Origin of the sequence: Immundisolibacter sp. (genome assembly GCF_050250495.1) — a bacterium.
GTDB lineage: Bacteria > Pseudomonadota > Gammaproteobacteria > Immundisolibacterales > Immundisolibacteraceae > Immundisolibacter.
In genome coordinates this window covers 70704-95942 of the sequence record NZ_JBFWOM010000006.1, presented here as the reverse complement: position 1 = coordinate 95942, position 25239 = coordinate 70704, and the positions used below count along the sequence as shown (strand labels likewise).

The following is a 25239-nucleotide window of genomic DNA, read 5'->3' as shown; positions in this document are numbered from 1 at the left end:
CCCGCCCGCCCGACGTGCGGGGCGGCCGTGCGCCGCCTCGCTCGTCGCGCGCTCAATCCGCCAGCACGACCTCGCCGCGCCACAGGTCGTCCAGCGTCTCCCGCGCACGGATGAGGTGCACACGCTCGCCGTCGACCATCACCTCGGCCGGCCGCGGGCGGGTGTTGTAGTTGCTGCTCATGGCAAACCCATAGGCACCCGCGTCGCGCAGCGCCAGCAGATCGCCTTCCGCCAGCGCCAGTGAACGGGAATGGGCGAGGAAGTCGCCGCTTTCGCACACCGGCCCGACCAGTTCCCACGTCTGCGTCGCGTCGCCCGTCTCGCGTAGCGGCAGCGCCGCGTGATACGCGTCGTACAGCGCCGGGCGCATCAGGTCGTTCATGGCCGCGTCCACGATGGCGAAATTGCGCTCGGCGCCGGGCTTCAGGTGCTCGACCCGCGTCAGCAGCACGCCCGCCGCACCGACGATGGACCGCCCGGGTTCGATGGAAATCTCAACGCCGCTGCCGTCGAACGGCGCACTGATGGCGGCCACGTACTCGGCGTGACTCGGCACCGCCTCGTCGCGGTAGGCAATGCCAAGCCCGCCGCCGAGATCCACATGCCCGATGGCGATGCCGTCCTCGGCCAGCTCCGCCCGCAGCGCCGCAATGCGCCCGGCCGCCTCGCGCAGCGGCGCAAGATCCGTGAGCTGCGAGCCGATGTGGCAGGCGATGCCGTGCACGGCAAGACCCGGCAGGCTCGCCGCGCGCCGATACAGCGCCCGCGCGTCGGCGGCCGGAATGCCGAACTTGTTGGTCTTCAGACCGGTTGAGATGTACGGGTGCGTGCCGGCGTCGACGTCCGGGTTCACGCGCAGCGCCACCGGCGCCACGCGGCCCATGTCCAGCGCCACGGCGTTCAGCCGGTCGAGCTCGGCGGCCGACTCCACGTTGAAGCAGGCGATGCCGGCCGCCAGCGCCGCGCGCAGTTCCTCCACGCGCTTGCCGACACCCGAGAACACCACCCGCGATGGCTCCCCGCCGGCGCGCAGCACGCGCGCCAGCTCGCCGCCGGACACCACGTCAAAGCCGGCGCCCAGTCGCGCCAGCAGGTTCAGCACCGCGAGGTTGGAGTTGGCTTTCACCGCATAACACACGCGGTGCGGGCGGTTGCGGAACGCCGCATCGTAGGCGCGGTAGGCGGCCTCGATGGCGGCGCGCGAGTAGACGTAACAGGGCGTGCCGAAGCGCTCGGCCACCGCCGCCAGCGCCACGCCCTCCAGATGCAGCGCGCCGCCGCGGTAGTGCAGCGGGCTCACGGGGTGGCTTCGGCCGGCGGCGTAGCTTCGGCGGCGGGCGCCTGGGCTGGCGCTTCCGGCGGCGGCATGTAGAGAGGCCCGGTCTGGCCGCATCCGGACAACAACAGCAACAGACCCACGGCAGCCAGCGACCGGCCGGGGTAACGGGACATGCAGGACACGGGAGGCTCCTTCGCGAGGCGGCGCGGCCCCGACTCGCGCGAGACGGGGCCGACACGATGTGCCGGCACAGTGTGGCGCGCCGGCCGATGCTGTTAAACTACGCGCCCCCCGAACAATGGCTATGTAGCTCAGCCGGTTAGAGCACGGCACTCATAATGCCGGGGTCGGTGGTTCGAGTCCACCCATAGCCACCACGTCTTGATCCGCCCGCGTTCTCGCCGCGGCGCACCTGCCCTTCCCCGGACGGCAGCGGGCCTCCCGTTGGGAAACGCCCGCCCTCACGCCGCGAGCAGACCCTCCGCCAGCCAGCTGGCGAGCAGTTGCGCCGCCCGCGCGGGCGCCGTGTCCACATCGCCGGCCTCAGCCAGCGCGTGGCAAATGGCCCCGAAGCCACGCCCCCGCCGCAGCGCCGCGAGCGCAAGCGCCTCGTCGGTTGGCAGGTTGCGGAAATAAACGCGCTGCTCGCGCCGCCAAATCAGGCAATCCACCGGCGCCGGCAAACGTGCCGGCACGGCGGCCGCCGCGCCGCCTTGCCAGGCGCTCCACGCCTGCGGCACGTTCCAGCGCAGGCGCAGCACCTGCACGCCGGGCGCGAGGGCGAAGCGCAGGCGCGCGAAGCGCTGCGGCGGCACGGCGGCGAGGTCGGCGGCCGTCAGTATCGGCGCGTCTGCCGCGTCGAAGGCATCAAGCAAGGCCCACTCGAAGGCCGCCGTGGCGCGCAGCGCCGGCCGGCGGGCGAGAAAGCCGGCAAGGCCCCAACCCAGATCGCGCAGCGTGTGCGAGCGCGACGGGCAGGCGGCCAGATACCGCTGTGCGAGACGCTGGAAGCCGGTCTCGCCGAGCAGAGCCCGCAGCAGCGGAAAGTCCTCGCCAAGCGCGTCGATCAGACGCAGGCGGTAGGCGTCGTGGTACACGGCCAGTCGTCGCGCGGCGGGAAACGCCGGGCCATCCGCCACCAGACCCGGCGGCACGGCGGCGCCGTGGCGAATGTGCGCCGCGAGCGAGCGCTGGAAATCGGCAAGCGCGGTCACGCTGCGTCCTGTTGCGTTGCCAGCGCGCGCGCCTGGTCGAGTTCGCCGATCAGCTCCGCCAGCGGCGGGATATTGGCGTCGCGCTCCAGCAGCGTGGCGGCGTGCGGAAAGCGCCGCACCGCCTGCGCGTACAGCGCCCAGACTGCCTCGCACACGGGCGCGTCGTGGGTGTCGATCTTGAAGCCGCCGACCTCGCTGTGGCCGGCAAGATGCAGTTGCACCACCCGCGCCGGGGGGATCGCCGCGAGGTACCGCTGCGGGTCGAAGCCGTGGTTGCAGGCCGACACGTAGACGTTGTTCACGTCGAGCAGCAGCAGGCAGTCAGCCTGTTCGGCGAGCGCCGCCAGAAACTCCCACTCGCCCATGTCGTTGTGGGCGGCGGCCAGATACGTCGACGGGTTCTCCAGCACCAGCCGCTGGCCGAGCCGGTCCTGCACGCGGCGCACGCGGGCGGCGACGTGGGCAAGGCTTTCCGCGGTGTACGGCAGCGGCAGCAGGTCGTGCAGGTTCAGGCCGTCGACGCCGGTCCAGCACAGGTGGTCCGACACCCAGGCGGGCTGAAAACGGTCGATGAGCGCCGCGAGGCGGCCCAGGTAATCCGCGTTCAGCGGGTCGATGCCGCCGATCGACAGCGACACGCCGTGCAGCACCAGCGGAAAGTCGCGCCGCACGTGCTCGAGCACCGCCAGCGGCTTGCCGCCGGCGACCATGAAGTTCTCGCTGATGGCCTCGAACCAGTCCACGCCGGCCGGGGCGGTTTCCAGCAGGTCGGCGAAGTGTTCCCGGCGCAGACCGAGGCCGAAGCCGAGTCGTTGGCTTGAGTTCATGGAGATGAAAGACAGGGCCGGGACGTACGCCCCGGCCCTTGTGGCTCAACCGGAGTGGCTCACTCGGCCTTGACGGTGCCGCCGGCGGCCTTGCAGTCGGCCTCGGTCATCGCCTTCATGCCCTTGCCCTTGCACGCGTTCTGGCCCTTGCAGCCGTTGCTGGCGGTGGCGCAGTCGCTCTGGCCCTTGCAGGCGTTCACGCCCAGGCACTGCACCTTGGCGTCCTCGGCGTGGGCGGTGAGCGGCGCCGCGGCGCCCGACAGCAGCAGCGCGGCGGCGGCAGTGGCAAGCAGCGCGCCGGAAGTCCTGGTTCTGGCCATGGTCTCGATCCTCTGGGTGGTAAGTTGAAACGGTGGGCCGCACGGCCCGCGCCGGGTTGCCCTTATCCGACAACCGCGCTTTAGACGCGGCGCCCGGCAAATCATTACACGCCCTGCCACGCTCCTCGCCGAGACAGCCATGACCGACTCCCAACGCTGCCCCTGGGCGCGCGGCGCGCTCGACATCGCCTACCACGACGCCGAGTGGGGTGTGCCACAGCACGACGACCGCGTCCTGTTCGAGTTCCTGATCCTGGAAGGCGCCCAAGCCGGCCTCGCGTGGTCCACCATCCTCAACAAGCGCGCCGCGTACCGGGCGGCGTACTGCGGCTTCGACCCGGCGCGCGTGGCGGCCTTCGGCGACGCCGACCGGGCGCGGCTGCTGGCCGACGCGGGCATCGTGCGGAACCGGCTCAAGATCGACGCCTCCATCGGCAACGCGCGGGCGTATCTTGCGGTGCAGGCCGAGCACGGCAGCTTCGACCGCTACCTGTGGCGCTGGGTGGACGACCGGCCCCTCCACAACGTGTGGCACGCGATGGCCGAGGTGCCGGCGCGCACGGCGCTGTCCGACGCGCTCTCAAAAGACCTCAAGCGGCGCGGCTTTCGCTTCGTCGGCAGCACCATCTGCTACGCCTACCTGCAGGCGGTGGGCGTGGTCAACGACCACCTGCAGGGCTGCCCGCGCTGGACGGCGCTGGCGGGCGCCGTTCAGGCCTCAAAGTAACCCCGGTAGCGCTCGCGCAGCAGCGTCTTGTTGAACTTGCCGACGGTGGTCTTGGCGATGTCGTCCACCGGCAGGCAGTCCGGCACCATCCAGCGCGGCAGGCGGTGTTCGAGGAACTCGCGCAGCGCCGCCGCGTCGAGCGTCTGGCCCGGCCGGGCGGTGAGCAGCGCCAGCGGCCGCTCGCCGTAGGTGGCGTGCGGCACGCCGATCACGCACACCTCGGCCACGGTCGGGTGCTCGGACAGCGCGTGTTCGAGGGTGAGCGACGGGATCCACTCGCCGCCGGACTTGATCATGTCCTTGCTGCGCCCGACGAAGGCAATGCTGGAATCGGCGAAGCGCACGCCGACGTCGCCGGTGCGCAGCCAGCCGTCGGCCGTGAACAGCGCCTTCGTGTTGGCCGCATCGCGAAAATACTCGGCGATGACGTGCCAGCCCTTGAGCTGGATCTCGCCGGTCTCGACGCCGTCGGCCGCGACCTCGACGCCGGCCGCGTTCACGATGCGCACCTGCGCGCCGACGATGGGCAGGCCGGAGTTCTCGTCCAGCATGCGCGTAAAGGCGGCGTCCGGGTCGGCGCCGGCGAGTTCGCCGTAGAACGCCGCCGTGTGGTCGGCGAGCGATTCCGCCATGCCGTGCCCGCCGCAGCGCAGCTTCACGCCCATCGAGAGAAACCGCTGCGCCATGTCGCGCGGCACGATGTCGCCGCCAAAGCCGACGTAGCGCAGGCTGGAAAGATCGTGCTCGCGCTCGGCCGCGGCGGCCAGCACCAGCTTGCCGAGCACCGGGTTCGCCATCAGGCGCGTGACGCGCTCCTGGGCAATCAGCCGCGCCACGGCGTGGCCGTCCGGGTGCACGCCGGGCAGCACCAATTTCGCGCCGGCGATCATGCCGTCCATCGGCAGGTTGAAGGCGTGCGCGTGGAACATGGGCGGGATCACCAGCAGCACGTCGTCGCCGTGATACGGCCCCAGCGACTGCGCCGACTGGCGCGTCAGCGCCCGCAGGACGAGGAAGCGGTTCGAGTACGGGCAGCCCTTGGGCCGGCCGGTGGTGCCGCCGGTGAAGCTGACGCACACGGTGGCGTTCTCGTCCACGTCGTCCGGGAAGGCGTACTCGGCCGGCGCCTTGGCAAGCTCGGTTTCGTAGTCGAACACGGGCGCGAGCGCGGTGGCCGGTGCCGGGCCATCGCCGAGCAGCAGAAAGGACCGGATCGTGTTGGCACCCGCGGCCACCAGTTGCTCGGCGAGTGGCAGCAGCTCGGGGTCCAGCGCCAGCACGCGCACCTCGGCGAGGTTGCAGGTGTAGACCAGCGCGTCCACGTCGAGGCGGAAGTTGAGGCCGAGGTAAATCGAGCCCTTGCAGAGCGTCGCGTAGTCGATTTCAAGGTGCCGGTGCGTGTTCCAGCCGAGCACGCCGACGGTTTCGCCGCGGCCGGCGCCGAGCCCGTCCAGCACGTGCGCGGCGCGCTGGATGCGCCAGTAGAAGTCGGCGTAGGTGTAGGCGAAGCGGCCCTCGCCCGCGGTGCGGGCGACGATCTGCCGCCGCGGGAAGCAGGTCGCTGCCCGCTCGACGATGTGTTTGACCAGCAGGGGTTCCATCGGCGTTCTCCGTCCTGTCGATGCTTGTCGTTGTGATGCCTGCGCCGGGCACTGCGGTCCGGTCGCAGCGGCACCGGCTGCTAGACTGCCGGGCACGCAGACCACTGGCGCCGCCAAGCGCCGTGATCCTGTCGCCGCAATCACAACACAACCCGACGAGGAGCAGGACATGAGCACCATCTGGGTGGACATGCTGGGCGTGCCGTTCAAGCAGACCTTCTATCAGGCGGGCGGCTACCGCACGCGCGCCATCGAGTGCGGCGAGGGCCCGCCGCTGATCTTCCTGCACGGCACCGGCGGCCACGCCGAGGCGTACATGCGCAATCTCGCCGAGCACGCGAAGCACTTCCACGTGTACGCCATCGACATGCTGGGCCACGGCTACACGGACCACTACGACGGCGACTACACCATGCAGGTGTGGTCGGATCACCTGCTGGCGTTCATGGACACCATCGGCGCGCAGTCGGCCTGTTTATCGGGCGAATCACTCGGCGCAATGGTGTCGGCCTGGACCGCCATCCGCGAGCCCAAGCGGGTCAGCAAGCTGGTGCTGAACACTGGCATCCTCGCGCCGCCCAACGACAAGGGCAAACAGGAGCTGATCGACGCGCTGGAGCGCTCCAAGAAGGCCGCCGGCAACCTCACCATGGACGCCGTGCGCGCGCGCATGGCCTGGCTGATGGCAGAGCCCGAGAAGACACTCACCGACGAGGTGGTGGCCATCCGCTACGCCATCTACGCCCAGCCCGGCATGCAGCAGCACATGGGCAAGATCGCCGTGTCGACGCTCGGCCGCGTAGTGGACGACGCCTGGACCGCGCAGTGGATGCGCCCGGACCTGATGCGCGACATCCAGTGCCCGACGCTGGTGCTGTGGACGCGCCACAACCCCGGCCAGCCGGTGGAACTGGCCGAAGCGGCCATGCGCCACATCCCGGACGCGCGCCTGGTGGTGCTGGAGCAAAGTGCCCACTGGCCGCAGTGGGAGGAGCCGGAGCTGTTCAACCGGCTGCATCTTGATTTCCTGCGCGGCTGAGGCGATCAAACCCGGCGGCGGCGGCGGCGCTAGAATGCGCGCCGTTGCCGCCACGCCCGCGAGGGTTACCGTCATGAACCCCGCCCATCCCAGTTCCCCGTTCGATGACGTTGCCGACCGCGTGGTCGAACTGGGCAACGAGTTGCTGGATGCGAACCCGGACGCCGATGCCTGGGAAATCGCGTCCGGCATGCTGTCGGGCATCGTGCATTTCTGGCTGTACACCCACCAGCCGTGCGCCGACCCGTCGTGCCGCTCCTGCGCCGAGATGGCCACCGCCGAGATGCGCCTGCACGCGCTGCTCGACGAGGCGCGCGAGTCGGCCGAGGAAAGCTCCTACTTCCACTCCCCCTTCGACCGCAACGTCGGTAATGCCTGAGCGCACCACCCCCCGCCTGACTGTCCCCGGCCCGCTCGCGCGCGGCCTGTTGTTGCTGCCGCTGCTGCTCGCCGGCTGCATGAAGGAACCGGTGGTGCCGCTACCACCGCCACCGCCCAAGGTAGAGCCGCCGCCCCGGGCGACGGCGCCTGGCCCGCAGCTCACGCTGGAAGTCGAACCCACGCAGCAGGTGGTCGGCGCCCTGCAGGCGACGCGGGTACGGGGCGAGGAAACCCTGCTCGACATCGCGCGGCGGTTTCACCTCGGCTACGACGAGATGGTCTGGGCCAACCGCGGCGTGGACCTGTGGCTGCCCGGCGAGGGACGCGAGGTGGTGCTGCCGACGGCGCAGATCCTGCCGGACGCGCCGCGCAGCGGCCTGGTCGCCAACGTGGCCGCGCGGCGGTTGTTCCACTTTCTGCCGGCGGACGCGTCCGGCAAACGGCGGGTGGTGAGCTACCCCATCGGCATCGGCCGCGAGGCCTACCCGACGCCACTCGGCAGTACCTACGTCACCCGCAAGCGGGCGTATCCGGACTGGCGCGTGCCGGCCTCGGTGCGCCGCGCGCATGCGCAGCGCGGCGACCCGCTGCCGGCGGTGGTGCCGGGCGGGCCCGACAACCCGATCGGCACCCACGTGGTGGATCTGGGCTGGCCGACCTACATCATCCACAGCACCAACAAGCCGGCCGGCACCGGCCTTCGCGTCACGCACGGCTGTTTGCAGCTGTACCCGGAAGACATCACCCGCCTGTACGACCAGACCACCGTCGGCTCGGAAGTGACGGTGGTGAACCAGCCCATCCTGGTCGGCTGGCAGGGCGAGCTGCTGCTGCTTGAAGTCCACAAGCCGCTCGAAGAACACGCCATGACGGCCACCGAAGCCGAGGCGGTCGCCTCGGTCGCGATCCGCAAGGCGCTCGCCGCGCGCGGCCGGGACGACGCCAGCGTCGACTGGGCGCGCGTGCGCACCTACGTGCAGGCCAAGCCCGGCTACCCGCTGCCGGTGCTGAAGTCCGCGCCCGACCAGGCGGCGTTTGTCGCCAGCCTGCCGCTGCACGAGGAAGTCCGCCCGCTGGCCAGCCTGCCCGCGCCGTCGTCACGCGGCAGTTGGTACCTCGACCTTGGCAGCTACAGCGGCGAGAGCAACGCGCGCAAGCTGGTCGCCCAGTTGCGCCACCTGGGGCCGCCGGTACGCGCCGAGCACCGGCCGTTCGCCGGCCGCCACGAAGTCACGGCCGGCCCCTTTGCCGACCGCGAGCACGCCGAACGCGTCGCCCGCCGCATCGAGGTAGACCTCGGCCTGCGCACGCAAGTGAAACCCGCGCCCGGCGCCGCTACCGACGCCGGCGCCTGAGGCCGGGTGCGAAGTCGGAGGGCCGCTCAAGCTGCGCTTGCAACAAGGCAAGCGCTTTGTCGGGCTAGTCGGCCTGGCCTTAGGCCTTAGAGGCCACCTTCGAATGACAGGCGCCGACGGAGTCGGAGTCTGCCATCGGTGTTCGCGTTCAGCGCAACCCCATCACGCGACAAGCTGGCTGACGGCCGCGCATCAATGGCGCCGGGAAACGGGGCGGAGTGCCCGTCCAGACACGCAAGCTCAGACACGCAAGCTGCCCCCGGCCCGAGTGGACGAATCAGGCCGAGATGATGGCGAGCTGGCCCTTGCCGTAACCCTGCACGTCCACGACCAGATCCAGCCGCGCGCCGGTGCCTGCCAACACGGCCTCGGCAGCGGACGGCGCACCGGCCACGGAAAAGTCCGTCAGGCGCACGCCACGGCCGCCGGCGGCAGTCAGCAGGCTGCACATGATGTTGGTCACCTCGCGGAAGTTGTCGGCCATGTTCACGGGCAGGACGCCGCTGCGCGCCGCATCCTGCGCGGCGGTGGGGGGAATCATTGCCAACGCAGCGCCAGCCGCGGCCGCCAGGGCGACATCGGCCACGATGACGGCAGCCACGCTCGGCGTCTCATCCATGCACACGCCGATCGCGCTGCCCATGGGTGGCGCCTTCAACTTCGAACCAGCCGTCACAGTAACGTTCTTGCCGGCCAGCGAGGCGATCAGTTTGGCGACGGCGTCTGCGGTGGGTAGTGCCTTGAGCGCCATGCGAAGTTCCTTCTGAGCATCAAGTGGGGATTGGGGGCAAACCAGGGGCCGCGCCGGCCTCAGCCGAGAATCGGTTCGAGCACGTGCCGAAACGTATCCTCGGTAAACGGCTTGGTAATCATGAACGCGGCGCCGTGTTCGGCGGCGAGCGAGCGCATTTCGTCGGCGGTTTCCGACGTGACGAAGCCGAGTTTCACCTTGTGCCCCTCCTCGCGCACCGCCTGCAACAACTGGATGCCAGACATCTCCGGCATGTTCCAGTCCGACAGCACCACCGACGGCGGCGCCTTGCGGATGATGTCCAGCGCCTGGGCGCCGTTCTCGGCTTCCTCGACATCGTGCTGGTCAAAACCCGCCTGACGCAGGGTTCGGCGCACGATCATGCGCATGGCTTTACTGTCGTCCACTACGAGAATTTTCATTGCCACCACGTCCTGACTGGTTGGAGAAGGGAAATCGCGCCGCTCAGTTGCCGCCGTCGCCGCTGACGCGGACCAGCATCGACCCGTCGGCGGAGTCGAAACCCCGCGCGACGTTCCAGAAATGCTCATTGGGGTCGCTCTGCGCGGACTCCCAGGACACCGGCAGCGACAGCTTGATGGCGCCTGGCCACAAGCCCTTCAAGTTGCCGCCGATGATGTTGGCCATCTCGCTCATGGCGTCGAGCACCAACTCGGTCTCGATTTCATCTTCCGGCATGTCGAACAGCCGCGCGGCCACCTTGCGCGCCAACTCCATGCTGCAGTCGATACGCAGGGCGACGTCGGTGTCGCCCTGAATCTCGATCTGGCTGCTGATGCCCGCGCCAGGCGTGCCGGCCATGACGGCGTCCACCAGATCCATCCCGATCATCGTTGACCAGACGTCGCGCGTCAGGGCTTCCAAGTCGGCTTCGCTGATGTTCATCGGCAATTTCCTTGCTTGAGGTTCAGGTTCACGCCACCCTGGCGGTAGACGCCTTGCGTCAGCCGCTCGAAGGTCGGGTCCACGTTAAGGGTGGTCTCGGCCGCACCGAGTACAAGATAGCCATCCGCGGCCAGCGCCTGTCGCACCTTGCCCAGAATCGCCGCCTTGGTCGGCTGATCGAAATAGATCAGCACGTTACGCATCAGCAGCAGATCCGGCTTGATGTCTATCGGCCAGCCCCCGACAAGGTTTAGCGGTCGGAACTCGACCGCCTGACGGATGTCGTCGTTGAGCGTGTAGTCGAGGCCCTTGCGCGTGAAGTACTTGAGGAGGTACGGCGCCGGCAGGCCGCGGTTGACTTCGAGCTGCCGGTACACGCCGCTTGCGGCCTGCGCCAGGCAGCTCGGCGAAATATCGGTTGCCACCACGCGCACCTGCCAGTCGCGCAATTGCGGCAGCCGCTCGCGCATGTGCATGACGAGGCCGTACGGTTCCTGCCCGGTCGAGCAGGCGGCACTCCAGATCTGCAGGCGCCGCGTGGCCGCGCGCGCGGCCATCAGAGCCGGCAGGCAGTTCTTGACCAACTCGTCGAACAGCGCCGGCTCCCGCAGGAAATAGGTCTCGTTGGTGGTCATCGCGTCCATCACGGCCACCGCCAGCGGATCACCGCCGTTGGCGCGCAGGCGCTGCACCAGCGCGCCAAAATCCGCCACGCCGTGCTTGCGCAGCACCGGCGTCAGGCGCGAGTCGATCAGGTAATCCTTGTCGTCGCCGACCTGGATGGCCGACTTGTCGTAGAGGAACTTGCGGATATAGGCGAAGTCCGTCGCGTTAGCCGGCATGCCGCATCCCCCCCGCGACCGGCGAGGTCAAGCGCGCGGCAATGGCGGGCCCGATGTCCGCCAGCGGCAGCACGCGCTGGGCGACACCCGCCTGCACCACCGCCCCCGGCATGCCCCACACCACCGAGGTGGCCTCGTCCTGGGCGTACACGCTGGCACCGGCCGCGTAGAGCTGGCGGCAGCCCTGCTGGCCGTCGCGCCCCATGCCGGTCAGGATCACGGCCAGCACGTCGCCGCCGTACAACTCGATGGCCGATTGCAGCAGCGGGTCCACGGCCGGACGGCAGAAATTGACCGGCGGGCTCTGGTCCAGATGCAGCGCCGGGCGACCGTTGCGGCTGGCGATCAGCATGTGGTGGTCGCCCGGCGCCAGCCATACCGTGCCGGGCAGCAGTTCGACGCCCTCGCTGCCTTCGCGCACCGGCAGCTTGCAGATGCCATCGAGCCGCTCGGCCAACAGCTTCGTGAACACCGGCGGCATGTGCTGGGCGATGACCACCGGCACCGGCAAATTGGCCGGCAGGTGGCGCAGCACCTCGGCCAGCGCATTCGGGCCGCCGGTGGACGAGCCAATGGCAAGCAGGCGGACGGGATGCGACCCGCAGCGTGATGACTGCGGCGGCGCGATTGGCGCCGCTGCCGGCTGAACCGTACGCGCCGCGGCGATGTCCGGCTTGACCGGCCCGCGAAGGTGTAACAGCGCGCGCAGCTTGCGCGTCAGTTCGTCACCGAAGGCCTTCAGGTTGGCATCAAGACCAGTGGCGGAATTCGGCTTGGCAACGTAGTCGCTGGCCCCCTTGGCAAGCGCATCCAGCGTGACCTCCGCGCCACGCGCGGTGAGCGTGGAGCACATGATCACCGGCAGGCGCGGCCAGCGCAGACGAATGTGCGTCAGCGCCGTCAGACCGTCCATCTGCGGCATTTCCACGTCCAGCGTCACCAGGTCCGGACGGTGCCGCTCGATGGCGTCGAGCGCCGCCACGCCGTCGGCCGCAGTGCCAACGACCACGAGATCGGCCTGCCCCTCCAACGCCTTCGACACGAGGCGCCGCATCAGAGCCGAGTCGTCGACGATCAGGATGCGTCTCGGCTCCACGTCAGTAACTCACCAGACCCAGCATTTCGAGCTTCGCGCGCAGGCTGTCGGCCGTGAACGGTTTCATCAGGTACTCGTCGGCGCCGGCCGCCAGCGCCTGGGCAACCTGCCCAGGGCTGGTCTCGGAACTCACCATCAAAACGCGCAGCTGATCCCAGTCGCGCCGCCCACGCACGGCGCGAATCATTTCGACGCCGTCCATCTCCGGCATGTTCCAGTCGACCAGGGCCACGTTCGGCAGCGGGCCAGCGCCAAGGCGCTGCAGGCCCTCCACACCGTTGCCGGCTTCGGCTACCTCGAAACCGAACTGCCCGAGCATGCCGCCGAGCAGCTTGCGCATCACGCGCGAATCGTCGATTACCAAAGCCTGCATGAAAAAAATTCTCCGTAGGCTGCTGTGCGCCGTCTGCGCACGGAGTGGCCTTGACCGTTAACGCTGCGCAGAGGCGGCCTCAGGCGGCCGCGTTGATGGCCTCGACGATCCGCTCAGGGTCGATGACCAGCAGCAAGCGCCCGGGTTGCTTGCACACCGCGCGCACGAAATCGCGCGCGGCCGGGTCGAGCGTCTGCGGCGGCGGCTCGAACGTCTCGGGGTCCGCTTCCACCACGTCGCCGACGTGATCGACCAGAAAACTGCGGATGGCCTGCTCGCCGCGCATCACCACGCTCATCGGGCGTTGCGCGTCCTCGCGCGGCGGCAAACCGAGCCGCGCGCGCAGGTCGAACGCGGTCACGATCTGCCCGCGCAGGTTGATCAGGCCGCTGACCACGCGCGCCGCCAGCGGCACCCGGGTGACGTCCTGCAGGCGGTTGACTTCCTGCACGCGCAACAACTCGACGCCCAGGTACCGATCCCCGACGTAGAACGTGCAGAATTGGACTGACCCGGCCATCACGCCACCTCCTGCAGGCGCACACGCTTGCGCCGATCAAATGCCTGAATGCCGGCCCCGCGTCCGACCGCCGCCATGTCGAGCAAGTCCGTCACCCGACCGGCGATGACCGCCGTGCCGAGCAGCTCACCGCCCTTGCATTCGCGTTCCAGTTCCACCGTCTGCTCGACGATGTCGAGCACGCGTTCGATGACGAAGCCGACGTGCTGTTCGCCTTCGCCGCAGACGATGACGGACACCGCGGCCGAGCCGTTGTGGGACTCATCAAGGCGTACCAGCGGCAGCATGCCGCCGCGGTACTGCACGACCTGCTGGCCGGCCGTGCTCTCGATGCGCTGCGGGTCGATCTCCTCAAGCCGCGCAACGGTGTGCAGCGGCACGGCGAAACAGGCCCCGCCGCGCGCCTCGAACTGCAGAAGAATCTGCTTGTTGGAGGCGCCTTCGTCGGCGCCGCGCCCCTGCGCGGCCGCCTGACGCATCATGCGCGCTTCCGACATCAGGCCGGCCAGCTGGGCGATGCCCGGCACGTCCACAATCAGCGCCACGTGGCCGTCGCCCATGATGGTGGCGCCGGCGTAAGCGGGGATGGCCTTCAGCTCCGGCCCGAGCGGCTTGACGACGATTTCCTGCGTGTCGTGCACGCTGCCCACCACCAGACCGAATTGCCGATCGTCGGCCTGCACCACCACGATGGTGGCGGGGGCCGGCGTCACCACTGACGCCTGGCCCAGCACCTGGTGCAGGTACACCAGCGGCAGCACGTTGCCTCGCAGGCGGTACACCGGCACGTTGTGGATGTGCTCCACGTCCCGCTCGGCCTGCGCGGCGTCGAGGCCCACCAGCTCAAGCACGTTCACCTGCGGTATGGCGTAGCGCTCGCCCTCGCTGGTGACGATGAGCGCCGGCACGATGGCGAGCGTGAGGGGGATACGAATCTTGATCGACGTGCCCTGACCCAACCTGCTTTGCAGGTCGATGCTGCCGCCAATCCGCTCGATGTTGGTCTTGACCACGTCCATTCCGACGCCGCGGCCGGACACGTTCGACACCGCGTCGGCGGTCGAGAAACCGGGCAGGAAGATCAGGTTCTGCAGGTCGTGTTCGGACATGGCAGCCGCCCGCTCAGGCGTGATCAGCCCGCGTTCCAGCGCGCGCGCCTTCACCTTGGCGGTGTGGATGCCGCCGCCGTCGTCGTTGATCTCCAGCACCACTTTGCCGCCTTCGTGGTAGGCGCGCAGCGTCAATGTTCCAGTTGGGCCCTTGCCGGCTTCAAGGCGCCTCTCGCGCGTCTCGATGCCATGATCGACCGAGTTGCGCACCAGGTGCGTCAGCGGATCCTTGATCGCCTCCAGGATGGTGCGGTCGAGTTCGGTGTCGGCGCCGTCGGTTTCGAGCCGCACCTGCTTGCCGCAGGTGACCGCCAGGTCCCGCACCACGCGCGGGAACTTGGCCCAGGCGCTGCCGACCGGCTGCATGCGGGTCTTCATCACGCCTTCCTGCAGCTCGGACGTGATGAGGTCGAGCCGCTGCGAGGCGCCGTGTGTGCTCGCGTCCTCCCGCAGCACCGGGTGCTGCAGGATCTGGTTACGCGCCAGCACGAGTTCGCCGACCAGGTTCATCAGCCGGTCGAGCAGGCGCACGTCCACGCGCACGCTGGCGTCCGCAATGCTGCCGCGCGCCTCGCCGCCGGCATCGTCAGCCGGCACGCTGGCAGTTTTCGGCAGCGGTGTCACACGGGCAAGTTGCGACTCCTCGGCGGGCTTGACGACCGCAACCGCCGCTTCAGCCGGCGGCGCCTCGGCCGTCACCGGCGCCAGCACCTGCGCCGGAGGCGGTTCTGCGATGGCGAGTTGCGTCTGCTTCGCCGCAACCACGTCGCCCTCGTCCGCTTGCGCAACCAGCTCGCTGTGCGCAGCCGGTTCCACCGCTGCGGCAGGTGCATCGTCCTCAGTCAGCGTCGCCAGGCGCTTGATCAAGGCATCGCAGTCAACGGCACCCTCGCTGGCGGTCGCCTCGATGTTGCCCAGCATCTGCCGAATCGCGTCCACCATCTCCAACAGCACGGTCGCCCGTGGGGCGGTGTAGTGCAGCTCGCCATCGCGCAGGCGGCTGAGCAGGCTCTCGCCGGTATGCGCAAGGCGCTCCAGCGTGCCGAACGCCAGAAAGCCCGCCGTACCCTTCAGCGTGTGGATGGTGCGAAAGATGCTCGCCAGGCGCTCGCGCGAACCCGGCTCGCTCTCCAGCGCGACCAGGTCCTGATCGAGCCGATCGAGGTTCTCCTGACTCTCGACCAGGAATTCGCTGATGATTTCGTCTTGTTCGTCCATCAGGGGCGCCGCGCAGATTGGTGGGTAGGGCGGCTCGCAGCGCAGCGAGCGGCCGGGTCGTAGCAGTTATCTGCTGGCAAGAAGGAATCTTTAAATGGCCCGCCGAGCGCCCTTTCCCCGCCCAAGCCGGCGGAGCATCAGGTCTGGGAAAATGCCCGTGCTGCGCCACCCCGGAGCGACCCTGTGAACCTGCCCGAGAACCCCTTCAAACGCGCGCTTGCCGGGCACCGGCGCCAGCTCGGCGCGTTTCTGGCACTGGCCGATTCCCACAGCACGGAGCTGATGGCCGCCGCCGGTTTCGACTGGCTGCTGATCGACTGGGAGCACGCGCCGAACGACCTGCGCCTGGTGCTGGCGCAGCTGCAGGCGTTGGCGGGCTATCCGGTGGCGCCGGTGCTGCGCCTGCCGGACCACGACGCCGCGCGCATCAAGCAGGTGCTGGACCTGGGTGTGCAGAGCCTGCTGGCGCCGATGGTGGACAGCGCCGAGCAGGCGCGCGCGCTGGTGGCGGCCATGCACTACCCGCCGCGCGGCATTCGCGGCGTCGGCGCCGGCATGGCGCGCGCCGCCCGCTGGGGCGCGGTGACGGATTACTACGCCAAGGCTCCGGGCGAGCTGTGCCTGGCGGTGCAGATCGAGACCCGCGCCGGGCTCGACGCACTCGACGCGATCGCCACGGTGGACGGCGTGGACGGCGTGTTCCTGGGGCCGGCCGATCTGGCCGCGGCTCTGGGGCACCTGGGGCAGCCCACGCACCCGGAGGTGCGCGCCGCCATCGAGGCCGCCCTGCCGCGCATCCGCGCCGCCGGCAAGGCGGCCGGCGTGTACTGTGCGGACGCGCAGATCGCCGCCGACTACGCGGCGCTCGGCGCCAGCTTTTTCCTGATCGCCGCCGACGCCATCCTGCTGCGCACCGCCGCGGTGGCGGCAATCTCACGCTTCCAGTCCTGACGCCCGTCGGCGTCCATCCGAGGATCAACCCATGCTCGACGCCTACCTCTACGGTGGCCTGCGCTCGCCCTTCGGCCGCCACGGCGGGGCGCTCGCGCCGCTGCGCCCGGACGACCTCGCCGCGCAGGTGGCGCGCGCGGTGATCGACCGTTACGGCCTTGCCGGCGCCGGCGTTGAGGACGTGCTGCTCGGCTGCACCTGCCAGGCCGGCGAGGACGCGCGCAACGTGGCCCGCCACGTGGCGCTGCTGTCGGGACTCGGCGGGAGCGTGCCGGGGCAGACGGTGAATCGCCTGTGTTCGAGCGGGCTCGCGGCGGTGCTGGACGCGGCGCGGGCCGTCACCTGCGGCGAGGGCGAGCTGTTCCTGGCCGGCGGTGTCGAGAGCATGAGCCGGGCGCCGTTCGTGGTCGGCAAGGCCGAGCAGGCGTTCAGCCGCGACTTCAAGGTGTTCGACTCGGCCATCGGCGCGCGCTTCCCGAACCCGCGCATCAGCGCCGAATTCGGCGACGACAGCATGGCGCAGACCGCCGATAACGTGGCCACCGAGTACGGCATTGGCCGCGAGGACAGCGACGCCTACGCCGCCCGCTCGCAGGCCCGCTACGCGCGGGCACTGGCGGAGGGTTTCTTTGCCGACGAGCTGACGCCGGTGGAACTGCCGGCCGCGCGCAAGGCCGCCCCGGTGGTGGTGAGCGCGGACGAGCACCCGCGGCCCGAAACGACGCTCGACAGCTTGGCGCGCCTGAAGGCGCTAAATCCAGGCGGCGTCACCACCGCCGGCAACGCGTCCGGCATCAACGACGGCGCGGCGGTGCTCATCGTCGGCAGCCGGGCGCTCGGTGAGCGGCTCGGCATCAAACCGCTCGCGCGCATCCTCTCGGGCGCCGCGGTCGGCGTGCCGCCGCGCGTGATGGGCATCGGCCCCGCGCTCGCCATCCCGAAGGCGCTGGAACGCGCCGGACTGCGGCTCGATGAGATGGACGTCATCGAGATCAACGAGGCGTTTGCGGCGCAGGTGCTGGGGTGTCTGAAGCTCCTGGACCTGCCGTTCGACGACGCGCGCGTCAACCCGAACGGCGGCGCCATCGCCATCGGTCATCCGCTCGGGGCGTCCGGCGCGCGGCTCGCGCTCACCGCGGCGCGCGCGCTCGCGGCGGGCAGTGGGCGTTACGCGGCGGTGAGCCTGTGCATCGGCGTGGGGCAGGGCCTGGCGGTGATCCTGGAGCGCGTGTGATGCCAGGTCCGCTCGCCGGCATCCGGGTGCTCGATCTGTCGCGCGTGCTGGCCGGGCCGTGGTGCAGCCAGATGCTGGCCGACATGGGCGCCGACGTGATCAAGATCGAGCGCCCCGGCCGCGGCGACGACACACGCAGCTGGGGGCCGCCTTACCTCAAGGACCGCGCCGGGCAGGACACGCCGGACGCGGCCTATTTCCTCGCCGCCAACCGCGGCAAGCGCTCGGTGACGGTGGACTTCACCCAGCCGCAAGGTCAGGCGCTGATCCGCGAGCTCGCCGCCGCGAGCGACGTGCTGATCGAAAACCTCAAGGTCGGCGATCTTGCCCGCTACGGGCTCGACTACGCGGCGCTCGCGGCCATCAACCCGCGCCTGGTGTACTGCTCCATCACCGGCTTCGGGCAGACCGGGCCGCTGGCCAGCCGGCCGGGCTACGACTTCATCATCCAGGCCATGGGCGGGCTCATGAGCGTCACCGGCGAGCGCAACGACCGCCCCGGCGGCGGCCCGCAGAAGCTCGGCATCGCCTACGCGGATCTGACCACCGGCATGCACGCGGCCATCGGCGTGCTGGCGGCGCTGGTGCAGCGCGGCGTGAGCGGGCGGGGGCAGTACGTGGATCTCGCGCTGCTGGACGTGCAGGTCGCCAGCATGGCGGTGATGGCGATGAACTATTTCATCGGCGGCAAGGTGCCGGGCCGCTACGGCAACGCGCACGCCAACATCGTGCCCTACGAGGTGTTCGCCGCCGCCGACGGGCCGTTGGTGCTGGCGGTGGGCAACGACGCGCAGTTCGCGCGTTTGTGCGCGGTGGCCGGCGCGGGCGATCTGGCCGCCGACGAACGCTTCACGCGCAACGCCGGGCGGGTGCGTAACCGCGAGGAACTCATCGCGCGCCTGCAGACCATCTTCGCCACCCGCCCGGCGCAGGCCTGGGAAGACGCGCTGTGCGCCGTGGACGTGCCCTGCGGGCGCATCAACGACATGGCGCAGGTGTTCGAGCAAGCGCAGGTCAAGGCGCGCGGCATGAAGATCAGCCTCGATCACCCGGCCGCCGGGCCGGTGCCGCTGGTCGGCAGCCCGCTGCGTTTTTCGGACACGCCGGTCGAGTACCGCCTGCCGCCGCCGCAGCTTGGCGAGCACACCGACACGGTGCTCGCGGACCTGCTCGGCAAGAGCGCCGCCGACATCGCCGCGCTGCGCGCCGCGGGCGTGGTGTGAGGCCGGCATAATCGTTGCGTGATGCCTGGCGAGCACCCTCTCCCCTGCCCCTCCCCCGCACGCGGGGGAGGGGAAAAGAACCCCTGCGGCGGGGAAGGCGTGCCCGGCGACGCTGGCGAAAGCGTGCGTTCAACCGGCCGGATCGACAACCCATCCCCCACTACTCCATACCCATGTCAGACCTCGACAATCTCATCGAAGCGAACCGCGCCTGGGCCGCCCGCGCCAAGGCCGCCGACCCCGAATTTTTCAGCCGCCTGGTGGGCCAGCAGCAGCCGCAGTACCTGTGGATCGGCTGCTCGGACAGCCGCGTGCCGGCCAACCAGATCGTGGGTCTCTTGCCGGGCGAAATCTTCGTGCACCGCAACGTCGGCAACCTGGTGCACCAGACCGACCTCAACTGCCTGGCGGTGCTGCAGTTCGCCGTGGAAGTGCTGCAGGTCAAGCACGTGATGGTGGTCGGTCACTACGGCTGCGGCGCGGTGAAGGCGGCCATGGATGGCCAGCCGCTCGGCCTCATCGACAACTGGCTGCGCAACATCGAGACCGTCTACCACCGCTGCCGGCACGAGGTGGACGTGCTGCCCGATGGCCAGCGCCTCGACGCGCTGTGCGAGCACAACGTGCGCGCACAGGTGCGCGCCGTGTGCGACACCACCGTCATGCGCGCCGCCTGGGCGCGCGGCCAGGACGTGACCGTGCACGGCTGGATCTACGGCATCGCCGACGGGCTGGTGAACGATCTGCACGTGAGCTGCGCCGGGCCGGACGATTTCGCCAAGCTGGCGGACTGACCCCCCGTGCTGCGCATCGCCCACCGCGGCGCGAGCGCGCTGGCACCCGAGAACACGCTGGCGGCCGTCCGGCGGGCGATTGAACTTGGCGCCACCTGGGTGGAAGTGGACGTGCAGGCCTGCGCGGATGGCCTGGTCGTGATCCACGACGACACGCTGGAGCGCACCACCGACGGCCACGGCCCGGTGGCGACACAGACCGTCGCGGCGCTGCGCGCGCTCGACGCCGGCCACGGCGAGCGCATCCCGCTGCCGCAGGAGGTGCTCGACCTGTGCCGCGGCCGCTGCGCGGTGAACCTGGAATTGAAGGGCCCGCGCGTCGCGCCGCGCCTGCTGCCGCTGCTGCGCGATGCGCTGCTCGCCGGCTGGTCGGCCGACGCGCTGCTGTGCTCGTCCTTCGACTGGCCGCAGCTCGCAGCGCTCCACGCGGCGCTGCCGGACCTGCCGCTCGGCGTGCTGTGCGAACAGGTGGACGCCGCCGCGGTGGCGATGGCAGAGCAGCTCGGCGCGCGCGTGATCGCCTGCGCGCTCGAACACGCCGATGCGGATGCCGTGGCCGCCGCGCGTGGCGCCGGCTGCGCGCTGTGGGTGTTCACCGTGAACGACGCCGACACGGCGGCGCGCCTGGCGGCGCTCGGCGTCAACGGCATCTTCAGCGACCAGCCATGACGAGACGGGGTGGGAGCGCCGCCCCCGGCGCGAATTTCAGCCGTTCGGCCCGAGGGCGGGCCTCCCACACATGACGCCCCCATCCCCGCAACAACAACCGGAGGTCTGAATGGATTTCTTCGCCTGGATGAGCAGCCCCGAGGCCTGGGTGGCGCTCGCCGCGCTGACCGCGGTCGAGATCGTGCTCGGCATCGACAACATCATTTTCCTGTCCATCCTGGTGGCCAAGCTGCCGGTGGCGCAGCAGGCCAAGGCGCGGCAGATCGGCCTCGGCCTTGCCATGGGCATGCGCATCCTGCTGCTGCTGTCGCTGTCCTGGCTGCTCGGCTTCACGCAGCCGCTGTTCGCGCTGCTGGGGCAGGCGATTTCCGGGCGGGATCTGATCCTGGTCGCCGGCGGCCTGTTCCTGCTCGCCAAGGCCACGCTCGAAATCCACTCCAGCCTGGAGGGCGAGGAAGGCGCCGCCTCGGCGCGGGCGGTGACCTCGTTCGCGGCCGTCATCGTGCAGGTGGTGCTGCTCGACATCGTGTTCTCGATCGACTCGGTGTTGACGGCGGTTGGCATGGCCAACGACATCCCGGTCATGATCCTGGCGGTGGTGATCTCGGTCGGCATCATGCTGGTGGCGGCGAGCGGCATCCACGCCTTCATCGAGCGCCACCCGACGGTCAAGATGCTGGCGCTGAGCTTTCTGGTGCTGGTCGGCATGGCGCTCATCGGCGAGGGCTTCGACGCGCACATCCCGCGCGGCTACATCTACTTCGCCATGGCCTTCTCGGTGGGCGTGGAGATGCTGAACATCCGCGTGCGCCGCCGCGCCGTGGCGCCGGTGCATTTGCGCAGCGCCTACGTGGAGGACCAGCCGCCTGAGCGGTAACGCTCCCACCGCGCCGCTGCTGCGCGCGGCGGACGGACGCTGGCTGCGCTTTGGCGCGCCCGCGGGCGCGGTCGAGGCGACGGCGGTCGGCGACGTTCTGCCCGCGCTCGCGCAGGTCGAGCGCGCGCTCGCCGATGGCCTGTATGCGGTCGGCATGCTCACCTACGAGGCGGCGCCGGCGTTTGATGCCGCGCTCGCGGTGCGCCACCCAAACGGCGCCTTGCCGCTGGCGTGGTTCGGGTTTTACCGGCGAGTCGACGCGGTGCACCTGGCTGCCGGTGACGCGCCGCCGAGCGCAGCCTGGCGACCGGAAATCGCCGATGCCGAGTACCTCGACGCCGTGGTCGACATCCGCCGCGTGCTCGCCGCGGGCACCTGCTACCAGGTCAACTACACGCAGCGCCTGCGGGCCGTTTTCGGCGGCGATCCGTGGGCCTGGTTTCGCGCCGCCGCGCGCGGCGCCACCGCCGGCGCGTATCTCGACCTCGGCCGCCACGTGCTCGCCAGCGCCTCGCCGGAGTGGCTGTTCGTGCGCCACGGCGAGCACATCGAAAGCCGGCCGATGAAGGGCACCGCCCGGCGCGGGCGCACGCTGGCGGAGGACCGCCGCCTCGCCCGCGCGCTGCGTCATTCGGCCAAGGAACAGGCCGAGAACCTGATGATCACCGACATGGTGAGAAACGACCTCGGCCGCATCGCCCGCCCCGGCAGCGTGCGCGTGGCGCGTTTGTTCGAGGTGCAGCGCCACCCGACCGTGTGGCAGATGATCAGCCGCGTGCAGGCGCAGACCCGGGCCGGCCTCACCGACACGCTGCGCGCGCTGTTCCCGGCCGCGTCCGTCACCGGCGCGCCCAAGGTACAGGCCATGCGGCAGATCGCCGCCCGCGAGCGCTCGCCGCGCGGCATCTACTGCGGCACGATCGGCTACGCCGCGCCGGACGGCACGGCGCAGTTCAACGTCGCCATCCGTACGCTGCACGTGGACCGCCACAGCGGGCAGGCCGAGTACGGCACCGGCAGCGGCATCGTGTGGGATTCCGTGCCGGCCGCCGAGGCGCGCGAATGCCGCTTGAAGACCCGCGCGCTGCGCCGGCCGCCGCCGGTGTTCGGTCTGATCGAAACGCTGCGCTGGGTGCCTGGCGAGGGGTATTTTTTGCTCGACGAGCACCTCGCGCGGCTGCGCGCATCGGCGCTGTGGGCGGGGATTGCGCTCGCGCCCGGCGCGGCGCGCGTGGCGCTGGAACGCGCCGCCGCCGGCTTCGCGCCCGGCGTGCAGCGCGTGCGGCTGGTGTTGCACCCGGACGGCCAGCTCGACATCACCGCGCAGGCCTTCGACTGGCCCGGCCGGCGCCTGTGGACGCTGGCGCTGGCCGACGCACCGGTCGACGCCGCGGACGCGCTGCTGTTCCACAAGACCACCCAACGCGGCCTGTACGATCGGGCGCGTACCGAACACCCCGAGGCCGACGACGTGCTGCTGTGGAACCGCCGCGGCGAGATCACCGAAACCAGCATCGCCAACGTCGCCTTCCTGCGCGGCGGGCGCTGGTACACGCCGCCGCTGCGCTGTGGCCTTTTGCCCGGCACCTACCGGGCGGCGCTGCTGCGCGCGGGCCGTCTGCGCGAGGGCCTGCTGCGGCGCGACGAACTGGCCACGGTGCAGGCGCTGGCAGTGTTCAATTCCCTGCGCGGCTGGCTGGCGGCGCGGCTGGTTTCGCCCTGATGGGGATGCTCGGCAAACTGATCGGCGGCGTGGCGGGCTTTGCGATCGGCGGGCCGATCGGCGCGCTGCTCGGGGCCGCCGCCGGGCACAACCTCGACCGCGCCAGCAAACCCGCGCCGGCGCTGCCCGGTCGCCAGCCGCGGCTCACGCTGCTGATCGACGGCGGCTTTGCGCTGATGGGGCACATCGCCAAGGCCGACGGCCGCGTCGGCGAGGCCGAGATCGCCGTAGCCGAAGCCTGGATGCAGCGCCTGCGGCTGGACCCCGCGCAGCGGCGGCGCGCGCAGGACCGCTTCGCGCGCGGCAAGCAGGCCGATTTTTCCGTCGCCGGCTGCGTGGCGGACGTGCGCACCCACGCCGGTGCCGACCTGCGCGTTCTGAACACATTGCTGCAAATGCAGGTGTCGGTCGCGCAAGCCGAAGGGCGCCTGTCGCCCGCCTCGCGGCAGGCGCTGGTCGGCGTGCTGGCGCAATTTGGTCTGCCGGCGGCGATGCTGGATGCCGTGCTGGGGCAGGCGCAGGGCGGAGGGCGGCACGCTGCCGGCCGGGTTCGGCCGCGGCTCGAACAGGACTATGCCGTGCTCGGCGTGCCGGCCGACGCCGAACCCGCCGCCATCAAGCGCGCTTACCGGCGCCTGATGGCCCGCCATCACCCGGACCGCGCCGGCGACGACCCGGCCGCCACCACGCGCGCGCAGACCATCAACGACGCCTACCGGCGTATTCGCGAGGCGCGTGGGTTCTGAGCCCTTTACAGCGCTGCCGCGCCGCCCTCTCCCGCGCTGCCGCGCACCCCTCTCCCGCACGCGGGAGAGGGGCTGGGGGAGAGGGATCGGTTTCCGACAAACCCCATTGAGGAGAAACACCCGTGCCGTCCAACGAACACCCTTCAGTCCCTCCCAACGTAGTGCTTGCGTCGAGTGAAGGCGCCCTGCGCCACGCCTTCAGCAACGGCATCACGGCGTTTCTGTTCGCCGCCACCGGGTCGCTCGCCATCCTGATCACGGTCGGTCGTGGCGGCGGGCTGGCGCCGGCAGACATAGCGTCGTGGATCTTCGGCGCCTATGGCCTGGGCGGCCTGCTGACGCTTTGGATGTGCTGGCGCTACCGCCAGCCACTCGGCATGGCCTGGACCATACCGGGCGCGCTGCTGCTGCCGCCGGCCCTGGACCACCTGAGCTTTGCCGAAGTCATCGGCGCCTGCTGGGTGACCGGCATCCTGATGGCCGTGCTCGGCGCCAGCGGCGTGGTGAACCGCGTGATGAGCCGGGTGCCGATGCCGATCGTGATGGGCATGGTGGCGGGCGTGTTCCTGCCGTTTGGCCTGCGCGTGGTGACGGCGTTCGGCGAGCTGCCGGCGGTGGCGGCGATCACGCTCGGCACGTTTGTGCTGTTCACCGTGCTGCCGGCGCTCGGCCGGAGGGTGCCGCCGGTGCTGGCGGCGCTGATCGCGGGCGTGGCCGCCACCGTGCTGCTTGGTGGCATGCAGCCGCTTGGGGCCTCGGCGGGTCTGCTGGCGCAGCCGCGCCTGTGCGCGCCGGCGTTCTCGGTGCAGGCCATGCTGGAGCTGGTGGTGCCGATGGCGGTGACCGTGCTCGCCATCCAGAACGCGCAGGGCTTTGCCGTGCTGCAACAGGCCGGGCACGCGCCGCCGGTGCGCGCGGTCACCGTCGCCTGCGGGCTCGGCAGCCTGCCGTTCGCGGCCGTGGGCTCGGTGCCGACGTGTCTTGCCGGGCCCGTGAGCGGCATTCTCGTCAGCAGCGGCGCGCGCGAGTCGCACTGGCTCGGCGGCCTCGTGTGCGGCGGGGCGATGGTGCTGTTTGGCCTGTTCGCACCGGCCGCGACGCGCTTTGCGCTGGCGCTGCCGATCGCGCTGATCGGACTGCTCGGCGGGCTTGCCATGCTGCGCGTGCTGCAGGGCGCGTTCCAGAGCGCGTTTCGCGGCCGCTGTCCGCTGGGTGCGCTGGTGGCGTTCGTCGTGACCGTCGCCAACGTGCCGATCCTGAGCATCGGCGCGCCGTTCTGGGGGCTGGTGTTCGCGTTCGTGGCGTCGGCGCTGCTGGAGCGCGAGGACCTGCGCGCCGCCGTGCAGGGGCAGTGAGACGGCCTGCGGAGGCGTCAACGTGTCCGGGGCGGTCCGGGGCAGGATGCCCCGGCGTCAATCGAGGGGCTCTCCCCTCGATTGACGGAGCGCAGCGCGGACGTGTACC

Annotated in this window: 27 protein-coding genes and 1 tRNA gene; 14 read left to right on the top strand and 14 right to left on the bottom strand. The window is 70.5% G+C overall.

Features of this window, described 5'->3' with window-relative positions; translation table 11 throughout:
* Positions 1-52 precede the first annotated feature (52 nt).
* The gene (gene lysA, locus AB7F93_RS06510; RefSeq protein WP_428302078.1) at positions 53-1300 is read right to left on the bottom strand and encodes a diaminopimelate decarboxylase; all 1248 of its coding nucleotides are present in this window, start codon (positions 1298-1300) and stop codon (positions 53-55) included.
* Positions 1297-1452: an LPS translocon maturation chaperone LptM gene (gene lptM / locus AB7F93_RS06505; protein WP_428302134.1), complete on the bottom strand. Its 156-nt coding sequence runs from the start codon at positions 1450-1452 to the stop codon at positions 1297-1299. Before lptM ends, lysA begins: the two co-directional genes overlap by 4 nt.
* Before the next feature lie 127 nt (positions 1453-1579).
* On the opposite strand from lptM, the gene AB7F93_RS06500 reads away from it, so the two are divergent.
* Positions 1580-1656, top strand: a tRNA-Met gene (locus AB7F93_RS06500).
* Between the two features lie 84 nt (positions 1657-1740).
* Here the strand turns inward: AB7F93_RS06500 and AB7F93_RS06495 are convergent.
* The 3 genes from AB7F93_RS06495 to AB7F93_RS06485 are packed head-to-tail and all read right to left on the bottom strand — an operon-like array spanning position 1741 to position 3640.
* A complete protein-coding gene (locus AB7F93_RS06495; RefSeq protein WP_428302077.1) occupies positions 1741-2493 on the bottom strand; it encodes a DNA-binding domain-containing protein in 753 nt (250 codons plus the stop codon).
* Entirely contained in the window at positions 2490-3320 is an 831-nt protein-coding gene (locus AB7F93_RS06490; RefSeq protein ID WP_428302076.1) for a DUF692 domain-containing protein, read from the bottom strand. The genes AB7F93_RS06495 and AB7F93_RS06490 overlap by 4 nt, the downstream gene beginning before the upstream one ends.
* A gap of 59 nt (positions 3321-3379) precedes the next feature.
* The gene (locus AB7F93_RS06485; protein WP_428302075.1) at positions 3380-3640 is read right to left on the bottom strand and encodes a hypothetical protein; all 261 of its coding nucleotides are present in this window, start codon (positions 3638-3640) and stop codon (positions 3380-3382) included.
* A gap of 139 nt (positions 3641-3779) precedes the next feature.
* Here AB7F93_RS06485 and AB7F93_RS06480 point away from each other — a divergent pair, with 139 nt between their 5' ends.
* Entirely contained in the window at positions 3780-4367 is a 588-nt protein-coding gene (locus AB7F93_RS06480; protein WP_428302074.1) for a DNA-3-methyladenine glycosylase I, read from the top strand.
* On the opposite strand, the gene AB7F93_RS06475 is transcribed toward AB7F93_RS06480, so the two are convergent.
* Positions 4352-5968: an AMP-binding protein gene (locus AB7F93_RS06475; RefSeq protein ID WP_428302073.1), complete on the bottom strand. Its 1617-nt coding sequence runs from the start codon at positions 5966-5968 to the stop codon at positions 4352-4354. The genes AB7F93_RS06480 and AB7F93_RS06475 overlap by 16 nt on opposite strands.
* A 169-nt stretch (positions 5969-6137) precedes the next feature.
* On the opposite strand from AB7F93_RS06475, the gene AB7F93_RS06470 reads away from it, so the two are divergent.
* The 3 genes from AB7F93_RS06470 to AB7F93_RS06460 all read left to right on the top strand — a co-directional run bounded on the left by AB7F93_RS06470 (position 6138) and on the right by AB7F93_RS06460 (position 8743).
* Complete coding sequence (locus AB7F93_RS06470) at positions 6138-7007, top strand: alpha/beta fold hydrolase (protein ID WP_428302072.1); 870 nt, start codon at positions 6138-6140, stop codon at positions 7005-7007.
* A gap of 73 nt (positions 7008-7080) precedes the next feature.
* Entirely contained in the window at positions 7081-7386 is a 306-nt protein-coding gene (locus AB7F93_RS06465) for a hypothetical protein (RefSeq protein WP_428302071.1), read from the top strand.
* On the top strand, positions 7379-8743 hold the full coding sequence (locus AB7F93_RS06460; protein WP_428302070.1) for a L,D-transpeptidase family protein: 1365 nt from the start codon (positions 7379-7381) through the stop codon (positions 8741-8743). Before AB7F93_RS06465 ends, AB7F93_RS06460 begins: the two co-directional genes overlap by 8 nt.
* Positions 8744-9020: 277 nt before the next feature.
* On the opposite strand, the gene AB7F93_RS06455 is transcribed toward AB7F93_RS06460, so the two are convergent.
* The 8 genes from AB7F93_RS06455 to AB7F93_RS06420 all read right to left on the bottom strand — a co-directional run bounded on the left by AB7F93_RS06455 (position 9021) and on the right by AB7F93_RS06420 (position 15558).
* Complete coding sequence (locus AB7F93_RS06455) at positions 9021-9494, bottom strand: hypothetical protein (RefSeq protein WP_428302069.1); 474 nt, start codon at positions 9492-9494, stop codon at positions 9021-9023.
* Positions 9495-9553: 59 nt separating this feature from the next.
* Positions 9554-9916 (bottom strand): response regulator, encoded by a 363-nt coding sequence (locus AB7F93_RS06450; protein ID WP_428302068.1) that lies wholly within the window; start codon positions 9914-9916, stop codon positions 9554-9556.
* 43 nt (positions 9917-9959) lie between these two features.
* Positions 9960-10400, bottom strand: a complete 441-nt coding sequence (locus AB7F93_RS06445) for a chemotaxis protein CheX (protein WP_428302067.1) — start codon at positions 10398-10400, stop codon at positions 9960-9962.
* Positions 10397-11242 carry a CheR family methyltransferase gene (locus AB7F93_RS06440; RefSeq protein WP_428302066.1) on the bottom strand — a complete coding sequence of 282 codons (846 nt, stop codon included), beginning with the start codon at positions 11240-11242 and terminating at the stop codon, positions 10397-10399. The genes AB7F93_RS06445 and AB7F93_RS06440 overlap by 4 nt, the downstream gene beginning before the upstream one ends.
* Positions 11232-12338: a protein-glutamate methylesterase/protein-glutamine glutaminase gene (locus AB7F93_RS06435; RefSeq protein ID WP_428302065.1), complete on the bottom strand. Its 1107-nt coding sequence runs from the start codon at positions 12336-12338 to the stop codon at positions 11232-11234. Before AB7F93_RS06435 ends, AB7F93_RS06440 begins: the two co-directional genes overlap by 11 nt.
* 1 nt (position 12339) lies before the next feature.
* The gene (locus tag AB7F93_RS06430) at positions 12340-12711 is read right to left on the bottom strand and encodes a response regulator (RefSeq protein WP_428302064.1); all 372 of its coding nucleotides are present in this window, start codon (positions 12709-12711) and stop codon (positions 12340-12342) included.
* Between the two features lie 79 nt (positions 12712-12790).
* Positions 12791-13231 (bottom strand): chemotaxis protein CheW, encoded by a 441-nt coding sequence (locus AB7F93_RS06425; RefSeq protein ID WP_428302063.1) that lies wholly within the window; start codon positions 13229-13231, stop codon positions 12791-12793.
* Entirely contained in the window at positions 13231-15558 is a 2328-nt protein-coding gene (locus AB7F93_RS06420) for a chemotaxis protein CheA (protein ID WP_428302062.1), read from the bottom strand. Before AB7F93_RS06420 ends, AB7F93_RS06425 begins: the two co-directional genes overlap by 1 nt.
* 183 nt (positions 15559-15741) lie before the next feature.
* On the opposite strand from AB7F93_RS06420, the gene AB7F93_RS06415 reads away from it, so the two are divergent.
* The 9 genes from AB7F93_RS06415 to AB7F93_RS06375 all read left to right on the top strand — a co-directional run bounded on the left by AB7F93_RS06415 (position 15742) and on the right by AB7F93_RS06375 (position 25130).
* Entirely contained in the window at positions 15742-16509 is a 768-nt protein-coding gene (locus AB7F93_RS06415) for an HpcH/HpaI aldolase family protein (RefSeq protein WP_428302061.1), read from the top strand.
* A gap of 31 nt (positions 16510-16540) precedes the next feature.
* Positions 16541-17743 (top strand): 3-oxoadipyl-CoA thiolase, encoded by a 1203-nt coding sequence (locus tag AB7F93_RS06410; protein ID WP_428302060.1) that lies wholly within the window; start codon positions 16541-16543, stop codon positions 17741-17743.
* On the top strand, positions 17743-18966 hold the full coding sequence (locus AB7F93_RS06405; protein ID WP_428302059.1) for a CaiB/BaiF CoA transferase family protein: 1224 nt from the start codon (positions 17743-17745) through the stop codon (positions 18964-18966). Before AB7F93_RS06410 ends, AB7F93_RS06405 begins: the two co-directional genes overlap by 1 nt.
* 173 nt (positions 18967-19139) lie before the next feature.
* Positions 19140-19760, top strand: a complete 621-nt coding sequence (can, locus tag AB7F93_RS06400) for a carbonate dehydratase (RefSeq protein ID WP_428302058.1) — start codon at positions 19140-19142, stop codon at positions 19758-19760.
* Between the two features lie 6 nt (positions 19761-19766).
* Positions 19767-20429 (top strand): glycerophosphodiester phosphodiesterase, encoded by a 663-nt coding sequence (locus AB7F93_RS06395; protein ID WP_428302057.1) that lies wholly within the window; start codon positions 19767-19769, stop codon positions 20427-20429.
* Between the two features lie 109 nt (positions 20430-20538).
* Positions 20539-21306: a TerC family protein gene (locus AB7F93_RS06390; protein ID WP_428302056.1), complete on the top strand. Its 768-nt coding sequence runs from the start codon at positions 20539-20541 to the stop codon at positions 21304-21306.
* A 154-nt stretch (positions 21307-21460) separates the two neighbouring features.
* Positions 21461-23029, top strand: coding sequence for a chorismate-binding protein (locus AB7F93_RS06385; protein ID WP_428302055.1), 1569 nt, complete (start codon positions 21461-21463; stop codon positions 23027-23029).
* Positions 23030-23034: 5 nt separating this feature from the next.
* A complete protein-coding gene (djlA, locus tag AB7F93_RS06380) occupies positions 23035-23775 on the top strand; it encodes a co-chaperone DjlA (RefSeq protein ID WP_428302054.1) in 741 nt (246 codons plus the stop codon).
* A 161-nt stretch (positions 23776-23936) separates the two neighbouring features.
* Positions 23937-25130 (top strand): benzoate/H(+) symporter BenE family transporter, encoded by a 1194-nt coding sequence (locus AB7F93_RS06375; RefSeq protein ID WP_428302053.1) that lies wholly within the window; start codon positions 23937-23939, stop codon positions 25128-25130.
* Positions 25131-25239: the final 109 nt, after the last annotated feature.